At 69.3% G+C, this 20,075-nt stretch carries 20 protein-coding genes; 13 read left to right on the top strand and 7 right to left on the bottom strand.

Annotated features, from left to right (window positions below):
* Nucleotides 1–211 precede the first annotated feature (211 nt).
* Nucleotides 212–1,414 carry a type III secretion system export apparatus subunit SctU gene (gene sctU, locus AC3A5K_RS16825; protein WP_487618715.1) on the bottom strand — a complete coding sequence of 401 codons (1,203 nt, stop codon included), beginning with the start codon at nt 1,412–1,414 and terminating at the stop codon, nt 212–214.
* A gap of 281 nt (nt 1,415–1,695) precedes the next feature.
* Between sctU and AC3A5K_RS16820 the strand changes: the two genes are divergently transcribed.
* The 4 genes from AC3A5K_RS16820 to plsB all read left to right on the top strand — a co-directional run bounded on the left by AC3A5K_RS16820 (nt 1,696) and on the right by plsB (nt 6,562).
* Complete coding sequence (locus AC3A5K_RS16820; RefSeq protein WP_487618714.1) at nt 1,696–2,016, top strand: hypothetical protein; 321 nt, start codon at nt 1,696–1,698, stop codon at nt 2,014–2,016.
* An 81-nt stretch (nt 2,017–2,097) separates the two neighbouring features.
* Nucleotides 2,098–2,781, top strand: a complete 684-nt coding sequence (locus tag AC3A5K_RS16815) for a hypothetical protein (RefSeq protein ID WP_487618713.1) — start codon at nt 2,098–2,100, stop codon at nt 2,779–2,781.
* Between the two features lie 84 nt (nt 2,782–2,865).
* A complete protein-coding gene (locus tag AC3A5K_RS16810) occupies nt 2,866–3,786 on the top strand; it encodes a hypothetical protein (RefSeq protein WP_487618712.1) in 921 nt (306 codons plus the stop codon).
* 43 nt (nt 3,787–3,829) lie between these two features.
* A complete protein-coding gene (gene plsB, locus AC3A5K_RS16805) occupies nt 3,830–6,562 on the top strand; it encodes a glycerol-3-phosphate 1-O-acyltransferase PlsB (protein ID WP_487618711.1) in 2,733 nt (910 codons plus the stop codon).
* 64 nt (nt 6,563–6,626) lie between these two features.
* Here the strand turns inward: plsB and AC3A5K_RS16800 are convergent, their stop codons facing one another.
* A complete protein-coding gene (locus AC3A5K_RS16800; RefSeq protein WP_487618710.1) occupies nt 6,627–6,851 on the bottom strand; it encodes a YdcH family protein in 225 nt (74 codons plus the stop codon).
* 158 nt (nt 6,852–7,009) lie between these two features.
* Here AC3A5K_RS16800 and bamE point away from each other — a divergent pair, with 158 nt between their 5' ends.
* On the top strand, nt 7,010–7,591 hold the full coding sequence (bamE, locus tag AC3A5K_RS16795) for an outer membrane protein assembly factor BamE domain-containing protein (RefSeq protein ID WP_487618709.1): 582 nt from the start codon (nt 7,010–7,012) through the stop codon (nt 7,589–7,591).
* A gap of 120 nt (nt 7,592–7,711) precedes the next feature.
* On the opposite strand, the gene AC3A5K_RS16790 is transcribed toward bamE, so the two are convergent.
* Together AC3A5K_RS16790 and AC3A5K_RS16785 are read right to left on the bottom strand one after the other, a co-directional pair.
* Entirely contained in the window at nt 7,712–9,370 is a 1,659-nt protein-coding gene (locus AC3A5K_RS16790; RefSeq protein ID WP_487618708.1) for an ATP-binding cassette domain-containing protein, read from the bottom strand.
* A 355-nt stretch (nt 9,371–9,725) separates the two neighbouring features.
* Entirely contained in the window at nt 9,726–10,379 is a 654-nt protein-coding gene (locus AC3A5K_RS16785) for an NAD(P)H-binding protein (RefSeq protein ID WP_487618707.1), read from the bottom strand.
* A 111-nt stretch (nt 10,380–10,490) separates the two neighbouring features.
* Here AC3A5K_RS16785 and ttcA point away from each other — a divergent pair, with 111 nt between their 5' ends.
* From ttcA to AC3A5K_RS16770, 3 genes are all read left to right on the top strand, one after another.
* Entirely contained in the window at nt 10,491–11,399 is a 909-nt protein-coding gene (gene ttcA, locus AC3A5K_RS16780; RefSeq protein WP_487618706.1) for a tRNA 2-thiocytidine(32) synthetase TtcA, read from the top strand.
* Nucleotides 11,400–11,540: 141 nt separating this feature from the next.
* Nucleotides 11,541–12,443: a recombination-associated protein RdgC gene (locus AC3A5K_RS16775; RefSeq protein WP_487618705.1), complete on the top strand. Its 903-nt coding sequence runs from the start codon at nt 11,541–11,543 to the stop codon at nt 12,441–12,443.
* Nucleotides 12,444–12,582: 139 nt separating this feature from the next.
* The gene (locus tag AC3A5K_RS16770) at nt 12,583–13,365 is read left to right on the top strand and encodes a M48 family metallopeptidase (RefSeq protein WP_487618704.1); all 783 of its coding nucleotides are present in this window, start codon (nt 12,583–12,585) and stop codon (nt 13,363–13,365) included.
* A 39-nt stretch (nt 13,366–13,404) separates the two neighbouring features.
* Here the strand turns inward: AC3A5K_RS16770 and AC3A5K_RS16765 are convergent, their stop codons facing one another.
* Nucleotides 13,405–14,253 (bottom strand): alpha/beta fold hydrolase, encoded by an 849-nt coding sequence (locus AC3A5K_RS16765; RefSeq protein ID WP_487618716.1) that lies wholly within the window; start codon nt 14,251–14,253, stop codon nt 13,405–13,407.
* Between the two features lie 14 nt (nt 14,254–14,267).
* Nucleotides 14,268–15,254: a ferrochelatase gene (gene hemH / locus AC3A5K_RS16760; RefSeq protein WP_487618703.1), complete on the bottom strand. Its 987-nt coding sequence runs from the start codon at nt 15,252–15,254 to the stop codon at nt 14,268–14,270.
* A gap of 194 nt (nt 15,255–15,448) precedes the next feature.
* Here hemH and AC3A5K_RS16755 point away from each other — a divergent pair, with 194 nt between their 5' ends.
* The 5 genes from AC3A5K_RS16755 to AC3A5K_RS16735 all read left to right on the top strand — a co-directional run bounded on the left by AC3A5K_RS16755 (nt 15,449) and on the right by AC3A5K_RS16735 (nt 18,557).
* On the top strand, nt 15,449–16,333 hold the full coding sequence (locus AC3A5K_RS16755; protein ID WP_487618702.1) for a lipid-binding SYLF domain-containing protein: 885 nt from the start codon (nt 15,449–15,451) through the stop codon (nt 16,331–16,333).
* Between the two features lie 76 nt (nt 16,334–16,409).
* Nucleotides 16,410–16,631 carry a Sec-independent protein translocase subunit TatA gene (tatA, locus tag AC3A5K_RS16750; RefSeq protein WP_487618701.1) on the top strand — a complete coding sequence of 74 codons (222 nt, stop codon included), beginning with the start codon at nt 16,410–16,412 and terminating at the stop codon, nt 16,629–16,631.
* A 21-nt stretch (nt 16,632–16,652) separates the two neighbouring features.
* Nucleotides 16,653–17,111 (top strand): Sec-independent protein translocase protein TatB, encoded by a 459-nt coding sequence (tatB, locus tag AC3A5K_RS16745; protein ID WP_487618700.1) that lies wholly within the window; start codon nt 16,653–16,655, stop codon nt 17,109–17,111.
* Nucleotides 17,095–17,856: a twin-arginine translocase subunit TatC gene (tatC, locus tag AC3A5K_RS16740; RefSeq protein ID WP_487618699.1), complete on the top strand. Its 762-nt coding sequence runs from the start codon at nt 17,095–17,097 to the stop codon at nt 17,854–17,856. Before tatB ends, tatC begins: the two co-directional genes overlap by 17 nt.
* A complete protein-coding gene (locus AC3A5K_RS16735) occupies nt 17,853–18,557 on the top strand; it encodes an RDD family protein (RefSeq protein WP_487618698.1) in 705 nt (234 codons plus the stop codon). The genes tatC and AC3A5K_RS16735 overlap by 4 nt, the downstream gene beginning before the upstream one ends.
* A gap of 3 nt (nt 18,558–18,560) precedes the next feature.
* Here AC3A5K_RS16735 and AC3A5K_RS16730 read toward each other — a convergent pair whose 3' ends face one another.
* Nucleotides 18,561–19,499, bottom strand: coding sequence for a hypothetical protein (locus tag AC3A5K_RS16730; protein WP_487618697.1), 939 nt, complete (start codon nt 19,497–19,499; stop codon nt 18,561–18,563).
* Nucleotides 19,500–20,075: the final 576 nt, after the last annotated feature.

Genomic DNA, 20,075 nt, shown 5'->3' with positions numbered 1-20,075 from the left:
CCCAAACTCGCTGCGCTCAGACATGGGCTGCTCTTCGGCCCCGCCGCCCTGCGATGCTCGGCTCGCTTTACGGCTCGAAAGATCAGACGCGCGAAGCCAAGGCAGAAGCAAAGCGAAGGCCGAAGCGAAAGCGAAAGCCGAAGCAGAAGCAGAAGCAGAAGCGAACGGCGAACGGCGAACGGCTAGCGCCTAAAAAAGCAGACGCAACCCCCTATCGCATCGGATCCCGCGGATCCTCGAAACGCTCGGTCACCGTCGGATCCTCGGCCAGCGGCGGAGGCGGCGCCGCATCCCCCGTCCCCACGACCTCGGCCAGATCCTCCGGCGGTACCCATTCCGGCGGTGCCGGTCGCGCATCGCCCATGCGCACGCCTTCGGCCCAGTACAGCACCTGCGCCACGGCTTCGAAGAAGTCGTTGCCGATGTAGTCGTCGATCTCGACCTTGGCATTGAGCCCGCGTGCCAGCGGCACGTTCTGCAGGATCGGCACGCCCGATTCCTCGGCGACGCGCTTGATCTCCTCGGCCATGTGGCCTTCGCCCTTGGCGACGACCAGCGGCAGGTCGTCGACGCCCTGCTCGTACTGCAGCGCGACGGCGATGTGGGTGGGGTTGGTCACGACGACACTCGATCCGCGAACGGCGTTGAGCATGTTCTGCTGCGACCATTCCTGGTGCAACTGCTTGCGCCGCTGCTTCACGTAGGGGTCGCCCTCGTTTTCCTTGACCTCCTGCTTGATGTCGCGGCGGCTCATCTGCAGCTTCTTGATGTACGAATACTTCTGGTACGACGCATCGAGCGCGGAGACGAAGAAGAAGACGAAGATCGTCCAGATGCCGATCCATTTCAGCGCATGCCAGATCGCGCTGCCGATCGCCGCCGGTTGTGCGAACGGCAGGTGCAGCAGGCTCGGGATCATGCCCCACAGCACGTAGCCGCCGATGCCGAGCAGGGCGACGCTCTTGAACACCGACTTCAGCAGCTCGACGAGGTTGTCCATCGAGAACATCTTCTGGATGCCGCTGACCGGATTGAGCTTGGTCAGGTCCGGCGTGACCTTCTTGATGGTCGCGACCGGCCCGACCTGCAGGAATTCCACGACCAGCGCCAGCAGCACCGCGAGCAGCAGCAGCGGCACCGTCATCGCGAGGAAGGTCTGGACCGCCAGCGGCACGATCGTGCGCAGTGCAGCGTCGAAGGGCTGGGTCATCACCACCAGCGCCTGTTCGAACAGCCCGCTCACGCGGCGGAACATGTCGCCCATCAGCATCCAGCCGCCGGCCAGCCAGCCCATGATCAGCACCGTGCCGGTGAGCTCGCGGCTCTTGGCGACATTGCCTTCCTTGCGCGCGTCCTTGAGCTTCTTGCTGGTCGGTTTTTCGGTCTTGTCCGCGCCTTCGTTCTGCTCGGCCATCGGGACTTCCGGAAGCGTGCGGGATCCGCGGCGAGGCTAGCATGCGTCCGTGAGACGGCCGTTGGCCGGTGCGTGTGGTCCAGCGTGTCGGTCGCATCCGTCGGCATGCGGGCACCGGGCGACGCAGCCACCGGAGATTCAGCTGCGTCGCCCCTGCGAGGCGGGCCGGCAGGCGACCTAGGGCCAGCCCGAGATGGCCGCTCCATGGCAGCTTCGTTACAGTCCCGCCATCGCCGCAGTTGCGGCCGTCTCCCCGCAGTCCGAGCGCCCCCGATTCCACGATGAGCAGCATCTCCTCCGACGCCGGTTTCAACGCCGCCACCAGCCTCGACCGGCTGGGCAGCCAGGTCGCGCTCGACGACCTGCGCCGCCAGGGTCCGGATGGTCAGGCGCCGGTCGGCGATGCGGTACCGGACGGCGCGGCGCGGGGACCGCAGGCCGACCCGGGTGAAGATGTGTTGTGTGTGGCGGCCTGGGACGGCGTGCCGGCCGGGGCCCGCCAGCTGGGCGGCGATCTCGGGTTCGAAGGCCGCCTGTCCGCGCTCGATCTGTCGACCGCGGCCGACCAGGGCGCCGACGCGGTTCTCGACGCCCTGCTCTGAAACCGGCTGGACCGGCGTGCCGGGAAGCCCGTCGGGGCGGTCGGCTAAAGTGCCGCAGCCGATCCTCGATTCCACGCCGTGATGACCGCTGCCGTTCCGTCCGCCCAGTCTCTGCGCGCCGCTGCCGACCGTCTGGTTTCGGCGCTGGCGGCCCATGGCGACCCCGAATACCGGTTGACGGTGCTCAAGCGGCTGGTCCGCCGTCTGGGCGAGGACCGCTACCCGGTGTTCCTGCGGCTGCTGGGTGTGGTCGCCGAAAGCGATGATCCGCGCGCGCAGCGCCTGCTGGCCGATACCTTCGGCACCGCGCTGCGGCGCATGGATCTGCCCGGCGGCGCGCTGAGTTCCTGGGGCGCGACCCGGTTGCCCGACACCACCGGTCCGCTCGATGCGAGCGCGTTCGCCTCCGGCCAGTTCTTCGGCGGCTCGCCGCGGCGGATGCTCGGCCCGGTCGAATATCTGACGGTCTGGCATCTCCAGCGCACCCAGCGCACCGCACTGTCGGCCGAGACCTTCCGCACCAGCCTGGCGCGGATGATCGCGCTGCTCAACCAGAGCGACGACGCGCGCACGCTGTACCCGCAGAAGCTGGCCGTGGATGCCCAGAACGAGCTGGAAGGCGCCTATACCCGGGCCACCCGTGAACGTCTGGACGCGATCGCCGCGGCGTGGAAGGCCGGCCGCTCGCCCGAGGACATCGCCCAGGCGGCCCTCGACGCCAGCGCCGCGGACACGCCGCGCGGCTGGGTCCTGCGCGACCTCTAGACATGCCGTCCGGGCCCGGGCGGCTTGTCCGGTTCCGGTCGGCCATGCACGATGGGCGGCCGGACCACGACCAGGGGACATCGGATGCAGGCGCACGCCGCGGCCGAACACATGCACGCTCCGCGACGCTGGCAGCTGGCCGCCGCGCTGCCGCTGCTGCTGTGGCTCGGCGCCTGCCAGCGCGAAGCCGAGGAGGTGCCCGTCCCCGCGACCGGCGGTGCCACGCCCGTCGAGGCGGTGATCGGGCTGACCGGGCACCTGCGCAGTGGCGATCTGGCTGCATTCGCCCGCGACGCTGTACCCGAAGACCTCGCCGCGCCGCTCGACCAGGCGTGGCGGGACGGCCGTTCGCGCTGGCCGCTGACCGAGTTCCCGCTGTCGGGCCAGGTGCCTGCCGTGCTGGCCGCGCTGACCGCGCCGCAGGCCGAACGCGGTCTGCTGCAGGCCTTCAACCGCCAGTTCGCCGGCGCCGACCGCGAGCTGCGTTCGGCGGCGATCGCGCTCGGCGTCTTCGCCGCGCAGTACCTCGAACACGACGGCGCCTTCAGCGATGCCGAGCGCGCGCATTACATGCAGCTGGTCGCGGCCCTGAGCGACTGGGCCGCACGCGCGCCGCTGTCGGACCGCGAGCGGGCGCACGCGACGATCACCGCCCTGGTCGGCACCGCGCGCCAGACCGGTCTCGACAGTGACGCGGCTCTCGGCCGCGCCGGCATGGACGCGGGCCTGACCGCACTGTCGCCGCTGTTCGCCGCCGGCAAGCAGCAGCTGCGCGGCTACGGCCTGGATCTGGACCTGGCCTTCGACAGCGTGAAGGCCAGCCTGCTCGAGCAGACCGGCGACGACGCCCGGGTGCGGCTGCAGTACATGCTGGCCGGCCGACCGGTGGACGCGGTGGTCGACGTCGCCCGTGTCGGCGAGCGCTGGTACGTCGCCGACTTCCTGGGCCATGCGCGCGCCGCCGCGGCCGCCCCCGTGGACGCCGCGCCATCCGCTGCGCCCTGAACGCCGGTGCGCCGATGCGGTCTGCCGCGCCCGCTTCGGCATAATGCCGCCGATGCCCGACCAACCTTCCCTGCAGTTCCCGGGTGGCCAGGACCCCCGCGGCGGTACACGCCGCGCGTCCGATGCCGACCCGTCCGCACTGCCGACCCACCCGGACGACGTTCCGGTGCCCGAGCCCGGCCCCGGTGAGACTCCGCCCGCCGCACCCGTGTCGCCCGAGCCGGCCAACCGGTTGCCGGTGCCGCTGGCGCCGCCGCGTGCGCGCACCTTCCGCGCGCCCTGGTGGACAGGCCTGCTGGCGCGCGTCATGCGTCCGTGGATCACGCTGAAGGTCGAGCCGCAGCTGCCCGAAACCCTGGTCGACCACCGCCCGGTCTGCTACGTGCTCGAAGACTACGGTCTGTCGAACGCGATGATCCTCGAGCGCGCCTGCCGCGAGGCCGGCCTGCCGTCGCCGCTGCAGCCGTTGCCCGGCGATCCGCTGGGCCGCAAGCGGGCCTATGTCGCCCTGTCGCGGCGCAATGCCGGCGGCGCGCTGGCACTGGCGACCGGCAAGACGCCGTCCAAATCGACGCATTCCGAATCGCTGTCGCGCCTGCTCGAAGCGCACCGGCTGGATCCCGCGCTCGATGTGCAGGTGGTGCCGGTCTCGATCTTCGTCGGCCGGTCGCCGGACAAGGCCAATGGCTGGTTCTCGGTGCTGTTCTCGGAAAACTGGACGATCGTCGGCCGTTTCCGCCGTCTGCTGTCGATCCTGCTCAACGGCCGCGACACCCTGGTGCGTTTTGCCGAACCGGTCGCGGTGCGTCCGCTGCTGGCCGAGGACCTCGGCCCCGAGCGCACGGTGCGCAAGCTCTCGCGCGTGCTGCGCACGCACTTCAACCGCGTGCGCGAGGCGATCGTCGGGCCGGACCTGTCCACGCGTCGCCTGCTGGTCGACAAGGTGCTGGCCTCGCCCTCGGTCAAGGACGCGATCAGCGACCAGGCGCGCCGCGACGGCAGCAAGCCCGAGGATGCGTGGAAGAAGGCGCACGCCTACGCCTACGAGATCGCGGCCGACTATTCGCACCCGGTCGTGCGCTCGGCGAGCTTCCTGCTGACCACGGTCTGGAACCGGATCTTCCGCGGCGTGCTGGTGCACCACCTCGACCGCTTCAAGGAAGCCGCGCCCGGGCACGAGATCGTCTACGTGCCCAGCCACCGCAGCCACATGGACTATCTGCTGCTGTCGTACCTGCTGTACGGCCGCGGCATCGTGCCGCCGCACATCTTCGCCGGCGTGAACCTCAACCTGCCGGTCATCGGCACGCTGCTGCGCAAGGGCGGTGCGTTCTTCGCCCGCCGCAGCTTCCGCGGCAACGCGCTGTATTCGGCGGTGTTCTCCGAGTACATGGCGCAGCTGGTCGGCGGCGGCTATTCGATCGAGTACTTCATCGAAGGCGGCCGCTCGCGTACCGGGCGCCTGCTGCCGCCCAAGGGCGGTGCGCTGGTGATGACGCTGCGCGCGTACCTGCGCGAGCCGCGCAAGCCGGTGCTGTTCCAGCCGGTCTACATCGGCTACGAAAAGCTGATGGAAGGCGGCAGCTATCTCGACGAGCTGTCGGGCAAGCAGAAGAAGAAGGAATCGATCTGGCAGCTGCTGTGGAGCATCCCCAAGGTGCTGCGCTCGAACTTCGGCCAGGTGGTGGTGAACTTCGGCGAGCCCATCCATCTCAGTGATGTGCTCGCCGAGCTGGCGCCCGAATGGGACGGCGGCCCGGTGTCGGAAGACGAGAAGCCGGCGTGGCTGGCCAGTACGGTCGCCGAACTCGCGCAGCGCATCCACGTCAACATCAACCGCGCCGCGGACGTGAACCCGATCAACCTGCTGGCGATGGCGCTGCTGTCGACGCCCAAGCACGCGATGGGCGAGGCCGACCTGCTGGCGCAGATCGCGCTGTCCAAGCAGATGCTGGCCGAAGTGCCGTACTCTGACCGGGTGACGATCACGCCCCACACGCCGGCCGAGATCGTCGCGCACGGCGAGGAGATCGGCGTGCTGGAGCGCGTCGCGCATCCGCTGGGCGACGTGCTGCGCGTCGACGACGAGCAGGCGGTGCTGCTGACCTACTACCGCAACAATGTGCTGCACCTGCATACGGCGTCGGCCTGGATCGCGTGCTGCTTCCTGCACAACCGGCGCATGAACCGGCACACGGTGCTGCGCCTGGGGCGGACGATGTATCCGTTCCTGCAGGCCGAACTCTTCCTGCCCTGGGACGAGGACGGTTTCGCCGAACGCATCGAGCGCACGTTCGACGTGTTCGTGCGCGAAGGCCTGCTGGAACTGGCCAGCGCCGACGATGGCGAAGTGTTCGCACGCAACGCCGGCCAGACCGACGAGGTGTTCCGCCTGCGCGCGCTGAGCCATCCGCTGCAGCAGGCGTTCGAGCGCTACTACATCGCGATCTCGGTGCTGGCCAAGAATGGCCCGGGCACGCTGGGCGCCGGTGAACTCGAAGGCCTGTGCCAGCTCGCCGCGCAGCGCCTGTCGCTGCTGTACGCGCCGGCCGCGCCGGAGTTCTTCGACAAGTCGCTGTTCCGCGGCTTCATCCAGAAGCTGCGCGAACTGGGCCTGGTCAAGCTGGACGGCAACAGCAAGCTGGTGTTCGACGAGCGCCTCGCGGTGCTGGCCAAGGATGCCAAGGTGATCCTGGGCCGCGAACTGCGGCATTCGATCGAGAAGGTCAGCCCGGAAGCCGTGCGCACCGTGCCGCCGGCACCGCCCGCGGCCTGAGGCTTCAGGACTGCAGCCGCCATGCCCTGCGCCCGCTGCGATGCGGTGCGCGCAGGGCGGGTCTTCAGGCGGGTTCGTCGGGGATCAGCGCCGATTCGAGACGCGCGATCGCGTCCTTGAGCAGCAGCTTGCGTTTCTTCAGACGCTTGAGCGTGAGCTCCTCGTGGGCCGGATCGGCCTGCAGCCGCTCGATCGCGGTGTCGAGTTCGCGATGCTCGCGGCGCAGCGCGATCAGCGGACCGCCTGCGCTGTCTTCGTACCTGCTGTCGTCGATGGGGTCGGACGCCATGGCCCCAGCTTACCCGAAGGCCCCGACATCCATGCTTGGCGCCGGTCACCGGGCCTGCAAGAATGCGCGGCGCGCCAGACGGGGCTGGCGCACCGCGCAGAGCGTTCCGCGCGTCGCCCGCTTCGCGGCGCCCCGACCGCATTGCCAAGGATGTCCCGATGCGCAAGACCCCGATCCGCCTTTCCGCCGCGCTGTTCGCGCTGGCCGTGCTGTCCACGCCTGCCGGCGCCTTCGCCCAGGAGAAGTACGACGGCTTCCTGTGCTGCAACATGCGCAGCGACGGCAGCTGGATCAGCGACAGCAACTACGCCGAGAACGGCAAGCGCATCATCCCGGTGGGCACGCCGACCAGCGTCACCGGCCACGGCCGCCACCGCATCAACGTGCGCATCGACGGCGCCCGCCAGGCGATCGGCAACGACTACAGCCGCGACCTCAGCCTGGCCGATTTCGCGAAGCGCTATGTCGTGACCGAGGATCCGGCGCTCAAGATCGCCGGCTACCCTGCCAAGATCCAGGACGCGATCAAGCGCGCCAAGATCACCCCCGGCATGACCCGCGAGCAGGTGCTGATGGCGCTGGGCTATCCGATCAGCAGCGAAAACCCGGATCTGAGCGCCGACCTGTGGCGTTACTGGTTGAGCAGCTTCGCCGAGTTCCAGGTGCAGTTCGACGGCAACGGCCGGGTGCGCGAGATCACCACCGATGCCAATACCCGCAACCTGGTGTGGGTGCCCTGAGGCAGCCGACACCGGCGTGAGGCGGGAACGCACAGACAGGCGCCGGAAGGCGCCTGTCTGCGTTCGGGGCGCATGGAAGTGCGTTGCCACGCGGGACACGTCCGATGACCGCCCGGAGGCTCAGCCCTCGACGGTGTCCAGGCGGAGACGATCAGGATCGACGTGCAGGCGGTGGGTCAGTGCCAGCGCATCGAGCAATGCAGGGTCGTGGCTGACGACGACCAGTGCGCCGGGCCAGCCACGCAGCAACGCGACCAGCGCGTCGACACTGTCGAGATCGAGATGGCTGGCGGGTTCGTCGAGCAGCAGCAACGGCGCGGCCGGTTGCGCCCACGCGGCGGCCGCGATGGCGACGCGCATGCGTTCGCCGCCCGACAGCAGGCCCAGCGGTTGGCGCGCCCGCGCACCGGCCAGGCCGAGCAGGGCGAGCCGCGTCGCCGGCACCTCCATCGTGTCCGCCTGCATGCGCAAGGCCAGCCAGTCGAGGGCCGGCATCGCGTCGGGCAGGATGGCGAGCATCTGGTCGAGCGACTGCACCGGCACGCAGGCCTCGACGGTGCCGCTGGCGAGCGGCGCCTCGCCGCGCAGCGCGCGCAGCAGCGTGGTCTTGCCGCTGCCGTTGCGCCCGTCCAGCCCGATCCGCACCGGGCCGAACGCGTCCCATGTCAGTGCTTGGAGCGGCGCGTCGGCGACGGGATGCGCGCCGTCGAAACGCAGCACCCGTCGAGAGGCGGGCAAGGCTACGTCGGCATCGACGAACTCGGGCGCAGCCGTGGCATCGGTCGCGGCGAACGCGTCACGCACGGCGGTGTCACCGTCGGCGAGGCGCTGGGCCAGTGCGCCGCGCGCGCGTCCGGCATGGCGTTCGGCATTGCCCTTGGCGTGGTCCAGCAGCAGCGGCGACTGGTTGCTGGTCTCGCGCATCCGCTGCCCGCGCGCCTGGCGCTGGTCGAGCCGCTGACGCTCACGTCCCACCGCCCGTTGCGCGCGCGAGCGATCGGTCCGCGCCTGCGCGAGTGCGTCTTCGGTCTGACGCCGTGCGGCATCGCGCGCGGCGCGCCATGCGTCGAGTCCGCCATCGATCCACTGCAACCCGTCGGCGCGCAACTCGATCAGTCGCGGCATCGCGCGCAGCCACACGGGATCGTGGGTGACGACCAGTACCGCCCCTGCGCGGTGCAGGAACTGCCGGCACCAGGACGCGGACGCGTCGCCATCGAGAAAGGTGCTGGGCTCGTCGAGCAGCAGCACGCGGGCATCGCACCACGACGCGGCGAGCAGTCTCAGCTGCTGGCACTGCCCGCCCGACAGCTGCGACGGATCGGAGGTTGGCGCGAGATCGGTGAAGCCCAGCGCTGCGAACGCATCCGCCAGTCGCGTTTCGAGTGCCCAGTCGTCGTCGACGCACGCCGCATCGTCCGCGTCGCCATGACCCGCCAGCAGCCGGTGCAGCGCATCGAAACGCGCGCCGAGACCGAGCAGGTCGACGACACGCGGCGGCAATGGACCCGGGTGCTGCGACAGCAGCTGCAGTCCCCCGGCCACCTCGACCGTGCCAGCGCGAGCGCCATCGGCGAGTTGCCGGAGCAGCGTGGATTTGCCGACGCCATTGGCGCCGACCAGCCCACTGGGGCCGTCGTGCAGCACCAGCGCGAGATCGTCGTAGAGCACGCTGCCGTCGTCGCGCGCAGCGGACAGGCCGCGGGCGCGCAGCGCGGGCACGACGGAAGCAGAGAGGGACAGCGACGCGGATAGCGTCGACGAGACGGGCACGGACATGGAAGCACCTCGCAAACACGGGGACGCGACCCGGAGGGGTCGTCGGACTCGATGTCGGTTCAGTACTTCACGTCATTGCGCTCCTGGAAGATCGTTGAGAACGCGCTTGCTGCAATAGGCAGTCGCGCGATCGGCGTGCAGTCTACGGCCGCGCGCCGCACCGTGGCATTAACGCAACGATGAGAAGGTCGTTATTCCCGCGAAAGCGGATACGCCTCTAAACATCCGAATGACTGATCAATTCAGTGACTCTCCAACCATTGAGAGCAAAGGCACTGGATTGACCAGCCATTCGGCTGTTGTGAGGCGCATCCGCCTTCGCGGGAATGACGAACACAGCCGCCGTGTCGCGCGATCAGTCGCCGCCGACGAAGGTCTCGATCGGCACGTCGCCATCCACGAAATCCAGCGTCCCGCCCACCGTGCCCGCCGCATCCAGCACTGCGGCTGCGACCGCCGCCACATTTGCGCGCGAGACCGGCGTGCCGCTGTCGGCATTCGCACCATCGGCGACACGGCCACTGCCGGCGTCATCGGTCAGCCGGCCCGGACCGAGGATCGTCCAGTCCAGTGCGCTGTCGCGCAGGTGCGCGTCGGCTGCGGCTTTCGCTTGCGCATAGGCGAAAAAGCCGTCGTCCGGCGCGATGCCGTGATCGAAGCCCGCGCCGATGTAGGACACCATGATGTAGCGCCGTACGCCGGCAATGGCCGCGGCATCGATCGAGCGGATCGCCGCATCGCGGTCGACCGCATACGTGCGCGCAGCATCGCCACCGCCTGCACCGGCCGACCAGACCACGGCGTCGTGGGCGACGAGCTGCGCCGCGATGGCATCGGTCTGCGCGTGCTCAATATCGAAAACGACCGGCGTGGCGCCGGTGCCAGCGACGGCGTCGCGGTGGGCCGCGTTGCGGAACAGCGCGGTCACGGCGTGTCCGCTTCCGGTGAGGCGCTGGGCCAACTGCAGGGCGACGCGGCCATGGCCGCCGATGATGACGATGCGCGACATGGCGCTCTCCGTTCAACAGGAATGGCGTCACAGCCTTGCACGGCGCATGTTGGCGCGCGGTCGCGGAGACGTTGCCGTACGTCCGCCTGGAGCGCCCGGTAAACTGGCGCGATGAGTACCGTCCTGCCCCTGCACGAACCGCTGCCGCGCGCGCACGATCCGCGCCGTGACGCGGCGGGGGTGCACAGGCTGGGCAAGCGGCTGCGCCACCAGATGGGCCGCGCGATCGCCGACTTCGGCATGATCGAGGACGGCGACCAGGTGATGGTGTGCCTGTCGGGTGGCAAGGACAGCTACACCCTGCTCGACATCCTGTTGCAGCTGCAGTCGAAGGCGCCTGTGACGTTCTCGATCACCGCGGTCAACCTCGACCAGAAGCAGCCCGGATTTCCCGCACATGTGCTGCCGGAGTATCTGGCATCGCGCGGCGTCGATTTCCACATCATCGAACAGGACACCTATTCGGTCGTCAGCCGGGTGATCCCGGAAGGCAAGACGATGTGTTCGCTGTGCTCGCGCCTGCGTCGCGGCGCGCTGTATCACCACGCGGCGCAGCACGGATTCACGAAGATCGCGCTCGGCCACCATCGCGATGATCTGGTCGCGACGTTCTTCCTGAACATGTTCTTCCACGCGAAGCTCGGCGGCATGCCGCCGAAACTGCGCAGCGATGACGGCCAGCATGTCGTGATCCGTCCGCTGGCCTACGCGGCCGAAGCCGACATCGCCGCGTATGCACAGGCCAAGGCGTTCCCGATCATCCCCTGCAATCTGTGCGGCTCGCAGGAGAACCTGCAGCGCAAACAGGTCCAGAAGATGCTGGATGCCTGGGAGCGGGAGACGCCCGGCCGCATCGAGACGATCGCGCGCTCGCTGGGCAATGTCAGCCCGTCGCAGCTCAGCGATCCGGCGCTGTTCGATTTCCGCATGCCCGGTGCGGGCGCGGCGCCCGCCGCGGTCGACGCCTGGTTGCCCGACGCGCAGGACGCCCCGATCGACATCGCGATGCGGGAAGCATGAACACCGCCATCCGCGCCGCGTCGACGCGGGATTGGCCGTCCACGGCTGCTCACGCCCTGACCAGTCACCTATCACGCCATTTCTGATGTCCACCGCTTCCGTGCGACGTCCTTCTCCTCTTCCACTGGAATTATCAGCCCCATGTTCTTTCGCAATCTGACCCTGTTCCGCTTCCCCACCAATCTCGACCTGTCCGAACTCGACGCGCGTCTGGCGGAATTCCCGCTCAAGCCGGTCGGTCCGCTGGAGATGTCCTCGCACGGTTTCGTCTCGCCGATCAGCCGCGACGCCGACGTCATGGCGCACCGCATCGAGGACACCATCTGGGTCACCGTCGGCGGCGAAGAGAAGATCCTGCCCGGCCCGGTGGTCAATGAGCTGCTGTCGCGGCGCATCGAGGAATTCGAGGAAAAGCAGGGCCGCAAGCCCGGCGGCAAGATGCGCAAGCAGATGAAGGACGACCTGCTGCAGGAACTGATGCCACGTGCATTCGTGAAGCCGGTGCGCAGCGACGCGCTGATCGACCTCGAACACGGCGTGGTCGCAGTGAACTCCTCCAGCCGCAAGAGTGCGGAAAACCTGGTGTCGCAGATCCGCACCGCGCTGGGAAGCTTTCCCGCGCTGCCGCTCAACGCGGAAATCTCGCCCCGTGGCGTGATGACCGGCTGGATCGCCGGCGAACCGCTGCCCGACGGTCTGACGCTGGGCGAGGAATGCGAGCTCAAGGATCCGTCCGACCAGGGCGCGATCGTGCGCTGCCAGCGTCAGGATCTGCAGTGCGAGGAAATCACGCGCCATCTCGATGCCGGCAAGCAGGTCACCAAGCTCGCGCTCAATCTCGACGACCACGTCTCGTTCGTGCTCGGCGAGGATCTGATCGTGCGCAAGTTCAAGCTCCTCGACGGCGCGCTCGATACGCTCGAGAACACCGACAACGACGACATGCGCGCCGAGCTCGACGCCCGCTTCGCGCTGATGCGCGGCGAGTTCAAACGCCTGTTCAAGGTGCTCGAAGGCGCATTGAAGCTGTCGAAGGCGGAGTAAAAGCGGTTAGTTCGCTCTTCGGCCCTGCTTCGGTGTTTTTCGTCATTCCCGCGAAAGCGGGAATGACGGGTTAGGTGGATTCGCGTCGGCCCGCGACGTCAATGCCGGGCGCACGACACGCAGCGCATACAATCCGCGCATGCCGTCCCTGTCGCGCCTGTTGTCGCGTTCCGCGAAGCCCGCTTCGATCCAGCGCGACTCGCTCCGTCTGACGCTCGAGGACGGTCGCGAGATCGAAGTGGCCCGCGTGCGCGACCCGCGGGCCCGGCGGATCCGCTTGAGCGTCAGCGAACGCGGCGCGCGGCTGACGCTGCCGCTGCGCGCGAGCCTGGTCGCCGGCGATGCCTTCCTGCGCGAACACCGCGGCTGGCTGGCCGCGCAGCTGGCCGAACACGGCGATGCGCTGCCGCTCGACCGCGCCCTGACCACGCACCTGCCGCTGCGCGACGCGCTCTGCCCGGTGCAGTGGGAGGCCGGCCGCTACAGCCATGCGCGGCTGCGCGAGGACGGCACGATCGTCTTCGCCGCGCCCGAACACGCCGGCCCTGCAGCGCTGCGTCGTGCGCTGCGCGAGTTCTACGAGGCGCAGGCGCGTGCGGACATCGCCCGCTGGATGCCCGCCTACCTGTCCGGTCTGCCGCGTACGCCCTCACGGGTGCGGCTGAAGGTGATGTCCTCGCAGTGGGGCTCGCTGGCCCCCGACGGCACCCTGACCCTGGATCTGGCGCTGCTGCTGGGCGCGCCCTCGGCGTTCGAGTACGTGCTGGTGCACGAACTCTGCCATCTGATCCACGCCGACCATTCGCGGTCGTTCTGGCGCGAAGTCGAAGCGCGCTGCCCGGCCTGGCGCGATGCGCGCGACTATTTCCGCGACCACGGCCGCCGGCTGAAGGGCGACCTGCATACGCTGCTCGGCGGCTGACGCACGCGGCGTCTGCCGTGCGCGCAACGGCGAGAACCCTCAGTCCGTACGCAACAGGAAATCGCCGATCGCCGCGGCCACCTCGTCGGGCTGTTCCATGTGCAGATGATGGCCACCGGCGATGACCGCCAGATCGCCGTCGGGCAGCAGCCGCGCACGTCGCGTGCGATCGGGTTCGGGCAGATAGGGCTGCGGCGGATCGGCGTAGATCACCCGGGTCGGGCATTCGATGCCGGCCACCAGTGCATCGGCCTGGCCGCCGGTCATGCGCACCGCGGTGGGGACCGTGAGCCGCGGATCGCTGCACCAGACGTGGCCGCCTTCGACAGCGCGCACGCCGCGTTCGACCAGCAGGCGCGCCGTGGTCTCCGACAGTCCGTTGACCCGCATCCGTGCGCGCACGGGCGCATCGAGATCCGGAAACACGCGCAGCGGGCGCTGCGACAGGCCACGCGCCGAGGCGACCGCATCGCGCAGGCGCGGCACGGTCTGCTCGATGGTCTCGGGCAAGGCGCCCAGCGCCTCGATCGCGACCAGACGTTCGATGCGTTCCGGCACCGCGGCCGCCACCAGGCTGGCGATGCCCGCCCCCATCGAATGGCCGAGCAGCGCGAAGCGGTCCCAGCCCAGTGCATCGGCGACATCGAGCACCTGGTGCACGGCGCCGACGAAGGTGTAGTCGGTGCCGGGCGGCATGTGCACGCTGCGACCGTGCCCGGGCAGGTCCGGCGCGGCGATGTCCAGACCCTGCAGCTGCGCGGCCAGCGGCACGAAACTCGCGGCATTGTCGAGCCAGCCGTGCAGCGCGAGCACGCGACGGCCACCGGCGGACCCGAACCGCAAGCCGCGCACGGTGCCGATGCCGATCTCGACCTCGAACGACTGCACCTGTGCGGCGCCGCTCATGCGCCCACCGCCAGATCGCGACGCGCCAGTGTGGCCAGCGCGCGCGCATGCGACGGTGCGTCGTTGAGGCAGGGGATGTAGCGCAGGTCCTGGCCGCCGTGTGCGTGGAACACTTCCGCGTTCTGCAGCGCGATCTCCTCCAGCGTTTCCAGACAGTCCACCGCGAACCCCGGACACACGACGTCGATCGTGCGGATGCCCTCGCCGCCCAACGCCTTGAGCGTGTCGTCGGTGTAGGGCTGCAGCCAGGGCTCGCGGCCGAAGCGCGACTGGTAGGTCAGCATCGCCGCGTCCGGCGCGAGGCCCAGTGCCTGCACGATCGCATCGAAGCTCGCGCGGCACTGCAGGGGATACGGATCGCCGGCATCGGCCAGCCGCTGCGGAATGCCGTGGAAAGAGAACAGCAGGCGCTCGCCGCGACCATGCGTGTCCCAGTGCGCGCGGATCGATCCGGCCACGGCGTCGACCCAGTCCGGATCGAGGTGATAGTCGTCGCGCATCCGCGCGATGCCCGTGGCGCCGAAGATCTCGTCGACGACGTCGCCGACCGATGCCGTCGTCGTCGTCGAGTACTGCGGATACAGCGGCAGCACCTGCACCCGCGCATGGCCCGCGTCACGCAGGCGTGTCAGCACGCTGCGCAGCGACGGATTGCCGTAGCGCATCGCATGCACGACATGCGCGTCCGGCATCTCCGTCTGCACCGCCGTCGCCAGCCGCCGGGTGTGCACGGCCAGCGGCGATCCCTCCTCCATCCACACGCCGGCATAGAGCTTCGCGACGCGCGGCGAGCGGAACGGCAGGATCACGAAATGCAGGATCGGGCACCACAGCCAGCGGGTCAGCGCGACCACGCGATGGTCGTGCAGGAATTCGGCTAGGTAACGGCGGACCGCCTTCGGGGTCGGCGCGTCGGGCGTGCCGAGATTGACCAGGACGAGGGCGGGCGGCTGCGGGTCGGAAGCGGGAGTCGGCGTGTGCATGCGCATAGGATGGCAGGCGTTCCGCATGCGCGGGGCAGGCCGATGCGTGCCGGATGGACTCACCCTCGATTCATTCGGTCGTCACTAGCCTGAACTTTGCACGATCCACGCGGTCCGATTCTGCCGGGCGCCCTCGTGCGACCCGTCCCGCCTCACCCGTTCGACCTGCGGCAGCCGCCGCTTCTGGAGCCTGCATGATCACGATCCGCCGCCCCCGCACGCTGCTGGCCCTCGCCCTGGGCGTTTCGCTCGCCGCCGGCGCCGCCTTCGCAGGTCCTCGCGAAGACGCCCGCGCGCAGAACGCCGTGCGCGTCCTCGGCGAGATCCAAGCGATTCCCGAATCCGGCATTCCGGACAAGCTGCTCGACGAGGCCCGCGCGATCGTCGTCATTCCCGACACCGTCAAGGCGGGCCTGATCATCGGCGGACGCCGCGGTCATGGCCTGATGTCGGTGCGCACCGCCGACGGCACCTGGTCCAACCCCGCCTTCGTGCGCCTGACCGGCGGCAGCATCGGCTTCCAGGCCGGCGTGCAGTCGTCGGACGTGGTGCTGGTGTTCCGCAACGAACGCAGCCTGGAATCGATCGTCAACGGCAAGTTCACCCTCGGCGCCGATGCCGGCGTCGCCGCCGGCCCGGTGGGCCGCAACGCCGCCGCGCTGACCGATGGCCAGCTCAAGGCGGAGATCTGGTCGTGGTCGCGTGCGCGCGGTTTGTTCGCCGGCGTGTCGCTGGACGGCGCGGTGCTGCAGATCGACGACGCCGCCAACATCGCCGTCTACGGCAACACCACGACGCCGCGCGCGATCCTCGAAAACCGTCCCGGCCAGCAGCCTTCGAACGCGGTGGTGGATTTCCGCGACCGGCTCGAGGAAGCCAGCGCGACCGCGCGCGTCGCCCGCGGCGGCAGCGCGGTGCCCACCGCGCGCAGTCCCGCGCAGGCGCCGGCCGCCGCACCTGCGATCAGCGGCGTGCCGGAAGCGACCACGGTGCCGATGCAGCAGGGTGATCCGCAGCCGCAGGCATTCGAGACCGTCGACGACCGTCCGGCGCAGGCCGAACCGCTGCCCGAATGGTGAACACCCGGACACCGCGACCGGTCTGCATGGCCGGTTGCGGTATCCTCCACGTCCACCCGACTTCACCGGTACCGCCATGGGCAGTTTCAGCATCTGGCATTGGCTCATCGTCCTGCTCGTCGTCCTGCTGGTGTTCGGCACCAAGCGGCTGCGCGGCGCGGGTCGCGACCTCGGCGAGGCGGTCAAGGGCTTCAAGAAAGGCGTGCACGACGACGAGACGCCCGAGCGTCTCGATGATCGTTCGAAGGACCCGGCGTCGACCGAGCGCACGCGTCACGACGACAACGTCCCGCGCTGACGCGCGGCACCTGCTGCACAGATGTTCGGTATCGGTACCGGCGAGCTCCTGATCATCGCGCTGGTCGCCTTGGTCGTCCTGGGCCCCGAACGTCTTCCCAAGGCCGCGCGTTTCGCCGGCGTCTGGATCCGGCGCGCCCGCACGCAGTGGTATTCGGTCAAATCCGAACTCGAGCGTGAACTGGAAGCCGAAGACCTCAAGCGCAGCGTGCGCGAGGCCAAGCAATCGATCGCCGATGTCGGCACCCAGCTGCGCGATGCGGGCGACCGGGTCCGCGATGGCGTCGACCAGGCCCGCCGCGGCACCGAGGATCTGGTGGAATCGGCGCGGCGCATGCCCGGCGATCCGCCGCGCGGCGAACACGACGCGCCCCTGCCCGACGGCGCGATCGCCGCTGATCCGACGACACCGCCGGTCACCGTGACCGGGGCATCGGACACCCCGCCCTCCCAGGATCCCGGCGATGGCCCTGCACGCTGAGGACGACACCGGCGACGGCAGCCTGATCGATCATCTGATCGAGCTGCGCATGCGTCTGATGCGCGGCCTGGCCGGCACCGGCATCGTGCTGCTGTGCCTGCTGCCGTTCTCCAACAAGCTCTACGGCATGCTGGCCCAGCCGCTGCTCGACAAGCTGCCCGAAGGCGCGCATCTGATCGCGATCGAGGTCGCCTCGCCGTTCTTCGCGCCGCTGAAACTCGCGTTCTTCACCGCGCTGGTCGTGACCATGCCGTGGCTGCTCTACCAGGCCTGGGCGTTCGTCGCGCCGGGTCTGTACAAGCGCGAGAAGCGGCTGGCGATGCCCCTGCTGGCCTCGGCCGTCGCGCTGTTCTACATCGGCTGCGCGTTCGCGTTCTTCCTCGTGCTGCCGTCGGTGTTCCGCTTCCTCACCATGGTCACGCCCGAGGGCGTGTCGATGATGACCGACATCAACGCCTACCTCGATTTCGTGCTGGTGATCTTCCTGGCGTTCGGCATGAGCTTCGAGCTGCCGGTCGCGCTGGTGATCCTGGTGCTGATGGGCTGGGTGACCACCGACCAGCTGCGCGAGGCGCGCGGGTACGCGATCGTCGGCGTGTTCGTGCTGGCGGCGATCATCACCCCGCCCGATGTGGTGTCGCAGCTGATGCTCGCGATTCCGATGTGCCTGCTGTACGAGGCCGGCATCATCGCCGCACGCTTGCTCGCGCCGAAGCCCGAACCGCTGCGCGACGACCGGACATGAACCCGGCGCCGGCGCCGCCTCCGGCTTCCCTGATCCGGCGCTATGCGGCCTGGTCGCTGGACGCCGCGGCGATCGGCCTGCTGGTGGTCGCGTGCCTGCACCGCTGGCTGCTAGGCGCGCTGGGCACCGCCGGCCACGCACTCGATGGCCTGACCCGGACCATGGCCGGCACGATGCAGGCCGCGCTCGACACCGGCGCGACGCCGCTGGAACTGGCGCGCACCTGGATGGTCGATCCTGCGCTGCACGGCGCGGTGAGCGCACTGGCCGCCGCCACGAGCGCGCTCGTCCTCATCCCGATGCTGGCGTTCGCGCTGCTGTCGCTGGTCTGGTTCACCGCGTTCGAAGGCGGCCCCTGGCAGGCGACGCCCGGCAAGCGCCTGCTCGCCCTGCGCGTGATCGACGACGACGGCTGTGCGCCCCATTTCGCACGCGCCGCCCTGCGCCAGGGCGCCGGGCTGCTGTCCTGGCTCAGCCTCAATATCGGACACGCGCTGGCCGGCCTGGCGCCGCGCCACCAGGCCCTGCATGACCGCATTGCGGGAACTCGGGTGGTGCAGGTGGACGACCGGCCGCTGCCCATCGCGGTGCGGCTGTGGCTCGCCCTGCAACTGCCGGCGTTCTTCCTGCTGCTGGCGCTGCTGCTGCGCGCCGTCGACCAGAGCCTGGCCAGCGCGCTGGACGCGGCGCTGGCCGGCTGAGCCTCAGAGTTCGATCTGGCCCGGCGGCGACGCCGCACCATCGGTGCCGCCCGACGTCGGCACGCCGCAGATGTCGCGCCACATCGCGTACATCACGCCGAACATCACGACGTAGAGCACCAGCAACAGCGCCATGTACAGCGGCAGCACCAGCACTCCCGCCAGCGCCGGATGCACCAGGTTGGCGACCACGCTGATCATCACCACGATCAGGCCGAACACCAGCATCAGCGCGAAGCCGCCGGCCATCGAGATCGCCGCCACCACCATCACCGGCAGCACGTTCTTCAGCGCACCGGACAGGCCATCGCGGAACGCCTGCATGACCGGGCGATCGCCCAGTGCCACCTGGGCCAGGCCGATCGCATACACGGTGGCGTAGTAGATGCCGACCAGCAGGCCGAGCGCCATCAGCAGGCCGATCCCGGCAGGCGGCATCGGCAGCTCGGGCGGCGCCGCGGGCGATCCGCCCTGCGCGCCCATGTCCTGCGACAGCGTCATCACTTCCAGGTACCACTCCGGCACGCCTTCGCCGAACACGCTGACCAGCAGATAGAAGGTGGCGATGTAGAGCACGCCCATCAGCAGGCCGAAACCGACCAGGCGTCCGCCGCCGGCATCGGGCGAGAACGTCGAGAACACATCACCGGCCTGCGCCGGGCGCCCGTTCTCGACCGCATCGATCACCCGCATCACGCCGCCGATCAGCAGCGGATAGATCAGGATCGACAGCAGCGTGGTCGCGCCGATGACCGCCAGCTGTGCCTGCGGATCGAGCCCGAACGCGACCTGCAACACCAGCTGCAGCACGCTGGGCAGCAGCGCCAGCAGGGCGACGATGGCGATCGCGCCATAGACCGCACGGGGATTGCCACGGCCCACGTTGACCGCCTGCACGAGCCACTTCCAGCCGTGGCCGGCTCCCACGTTCCGAATCGTCATTGCCGCGTATTCCAGTCTCGGGATCGCCCCGCGGCGGCTGCCGCGAGGGGTGCTCATCGTACTGCATGGGGTCGGGGGGCCGGCAGGCGATACGTGCTGGTTCGCGTGCGGGCGTTGGCCGCGGCGCGGGCTCTGGCGAAGGTGCGGCGGGCCGCTTCGTCGGGGTTGGCGTTGGGGTTGTCTGTGGGTTGGGCGCCTGTCCGGCCGGGTGAGCGGCGGATGCCCAGGGCTCTGGATTCCCGCCTGACCCGACATCCGCCTGTTGAGCGTCGCAGGGTGACGGCGCTGTTTGATTTATGCGTGGCCAAAGGCGGCGCACCCGGCTTGCCCTCTCGTGGCATGTGACGTGTGCCGGATTGAGGTTCGGGTCTCAGTCCCGCTGCGGTCTTGCCCTCGCTTGCTTCCGCTTCCGCTTCGGCTCGATCTTGGCTTCGATTGCCCTGCCGTCATTCCCGCGAAGGTGGGAATCCAAGGACGTTGCGGCCTTCAGATCCAAAGTCCCTGGATTCCCGCCTTCGCGGGAATGACGAGTACTGGCTTCTGCTTCTGCTTCTGCTTCTGCTTCTGCTTCTGCTT

It is taken from the genome of Luteimonas sp. Soil_C_5 (assembly GCF_057656615.1).
This window is presented reverse-complemented; position numbering and strand designations above follow the sequence as displayed.